At 45.9% G+C, this 2,814-nt stretch carries 3 protein-coding genes; 1 reads left to right on the top strand and 2 read right to left on the bottom strand.

Going from position 1 to position 2,814, the window contains the following annotated elements; genetic code table 11:
• On the top strand, positions 1–976 hold a 976-nt coding region (locus GRP75_RS23500), incomplete at its 5' end, for a PTS transporter subunit EIIC (RefSeq protein WP_160790518.1).
• Positions 977–1,117: 141 nt separating this feature from the next.
• Here GRP75_RS23500 and GRP75_RS23495 read toward each other — a convergent pair.
• On the bottom strand, positions 1,118–2,248 hold the full coding sequence (locus tag GRP75_RS23495; protein ID WP_160790517.1) for an acyltransferase family protein: 1,131 nt from the start codon (positions 2,246–2,248) through the stop codon (positions 1,118–1,120).
• A 79-nt stretch (positions 2,249–2,327) separates the two neighbouring features.
• A partial coding sequence (locus GRP75_RS23490; RefSeq protein WP_160790516.1) for a malonate decarboxylase holo-ACP synthase occupies positions 2,328–2,814 on the bottom strand: 487 nt, incomplete at its 5' end.

The raw sequence follows: 2,814 nt of genomic DNA, 5'->3' as shown, positions 1-2,814 counted from the left end.
GCTCGGTATGATCTGGAGTCCGATACAAGATGGGATTGCAGTCTTCGGCAACTGGATTGTCGGCTTTGGCGGAATCGGATCAATGATATTCATGATTGCCAATCGGCTGCTGATCCCACTCGGTTTGCATCATGTGTTGAACTCGATCGCATGGTTTCAAATTGGTGACTACACCAATGCTGCCGGTGAGGTCGTTCATGGTGACCTGACGCGTTTTTTCGCAGGCGATACATCGGCGGGTATATTCATGTCCGGCTTCTTCCCCATTATGATGTTCGCTCTGCCAGCAGCAGCCCTCGCATTCATTCATACGGCCAAACCGGAAAAACGTAAAGCCGTCGCTTCCATTTTCATCGGTTCTGCACTGGCATCGTTCCTGACCGGAATTACCGAGCCCCTCGAATTTTCGTTTATGTTCATTGCACCATTGCTTTACGGCGTTCATGCTCTGCTGACAGGCCTGAGCGACCTGGTCGTATACCTATTGGATGTCAAACTCGGCTTTTCTTTTTCAGCAGGACTCATTGACTATCTGGTCAATATGAAACTCTCCACCCACCCATTACGAATGATCCCGGTTGGGCTTATCTTTGCCCTCATTTATTACTTTCTGTTCCGATTTATCATTCTCAAATTCAACCTAAAAACTCCTGGGCGTGAAGATGATGTAGAAGACAGTCTCCTGTCTGAGGCTAACGAATCTGTACCCTTTGGAAAGGCAAGCGCCACATCCGACACTCAGTCCAGTCAGGCAGGCAGAATACTAACCTATCTCGGCGGTTCAGACAATATTCAAAGCATTGATGCCTGCATCACACGGCTGCGTCTTGTCGTCAAAGACGACAAAGCGGTTAATGATCAAGCTCTCAAGCAGCTCGGAGCGTCGGGAATCATCAGGCTTGGTAACGGTACCCTGCAGGTTATTTTCGGGACTCGGTCCGAAATTCTGAAAGATGAAATACAGCGATTGATGTAAGTAAGTTCAGGTTCACAAAAAGGGTATCTCTTCAATCATCGAGATACCCTTTGGGGTTGCCGTCAATACGCCAATAACTTAGATACGCCTAAATTATGATGTCATATATGCGTTGTTATCTGTATTATTTCTTTTAGGCATTTATCTTAGATCGGTGCTTTGCGCTCTTTTTTGTTTCAACAATAACCATTCACGACATACCTTTACCTTTATCTGCGCAAAGGCATAGACGATGCCGAAGGAGCATGTTACAGTCGTCAGATAAACCAAAAGCAGTGCCACAAATAAAGGAAGCTGACTTAGCAAATCACCGACCAAGCGCAGCACGATGACCAAAATAAATACGTTCGCTGTAAAGGCCCGGTACGCATAAGTAGATAACCATTTGTAATAGGGAAGTGAACGGGAATTTACGCTGATCAAATGTCTTGCCAGCATGTAAATCAGGAAAATCACTACCAAGCTGTACAAGGTCATGGACGGCTTCAGATAAATCAGATTTCCGAAGGACATATCCTCAAAACCAAAACCGAAAAATTCGTGATTTGTCCAAATGAGAATAAGAAGCATTACCGGAATGAGTATGAACTGAATCCGGCGAAGCACTCCGTCGAACTGTTTCTTATATACCCAAGCGATTCCACCTAGTAAAGCATAAATAAAATAACTAACGAAAAAGCGGTCAAGGTAACGCAGACTAATCGCATATGCTCCTTGGAATACGAAGGTATCGTACATCCATAGCCACGCTCCGAAGATCACGAAGCTCACAATAAGCAGCGGAATGACCCGCTTAGGCTTAGCCAAGTATTTGTAGCAGATGAAAATAAGGACTGGCATCAGCAATTGAAATTGCAACATCATCACCGTGTACCAAAACTGTGATGATGCATTACCGAGCACAAATGACTCGATGAGCGTCCGGAATGATGCAACGTGCTGATTAACCTGAATTTCCGGGAAGAAAATTAAGCCAGCCGCTGCCCACAGTAAATAAGGGATCACGAGCTCCCCGAATTTTTCCTTGTAAAAATGGGATACCTTCGTATGCTGATTATTTTTCACCATCCCATATACAATGGCAAAAATAAAGACTGGCGCAGTATACTTTACTATATTGAAAATGACGCCTAATAAGGCTAGGTTATCGTTAGTGTGTGCATACTTCAGAAACATCCCCAGAACGCTTTGCAAGATCGCTCCGCTGACGGCAAACACCTTTAAGATGTCGCTCTCATTAATATTAATATTCCGCTCTTCAGTGTTTTCCATAATACGCACTTCCCCTTTGACAGCTTTCCTGAAGCCAAATGGTCGTGCATTCCTCCCTTTTGCCGTTGATTATAGCTCCTTATTGCCAAGGATTACGAACGAGCTTGGGACCCGAAGAAGTTCGCAGCACCACAGTGCTGGCCCGTCTCTCAAGAATTTCGCGCAGGACGTAGGCACCGTCTCTTGTCTCCAATTGAATGTCAATTCGAACACCCAGATGCTCCAACTTGTGCACAAGTCTTTCAGCTACTGCATAATCAATAACCTCTGAACCATCTATAACAAGGTCAAGATCACTCGTTTCCTTCACAGTCGGGTATTGCGTTACTATTTCGAATCCTGCGCTCCCCGCTGGCCCCCAGCGCCAATCCGCCATCATTTCTGCTAACAAGTCCATCAACTGAAGGACAGGCTGCTGCCGTCTCTCTGTAGGCAAGGAGTTCCACATCTGACGTTTCACTATCGCATAGGGAGACACGAGCTGGGACACCCCCTTCGGGTCCAGGAATGCAGCTTCCCGTTGATTTCGCTCCTGTCCACGTACTCCGACGGGAATACAACCATCC

Source organism: Paenibacillus sp. OT2-17, assembly GCF_009827695.1.
Taxonomy (GTDB): domain Bacteria; phylum Bacillota; class Bacilli; order Paenibacillales; family Paenibacillaceae; genus Paenibacillus; species Paenibacillus polymyxa_B.
This window is presented reverse-complemented; position numbering and strand designations above follow the sequence as displayed.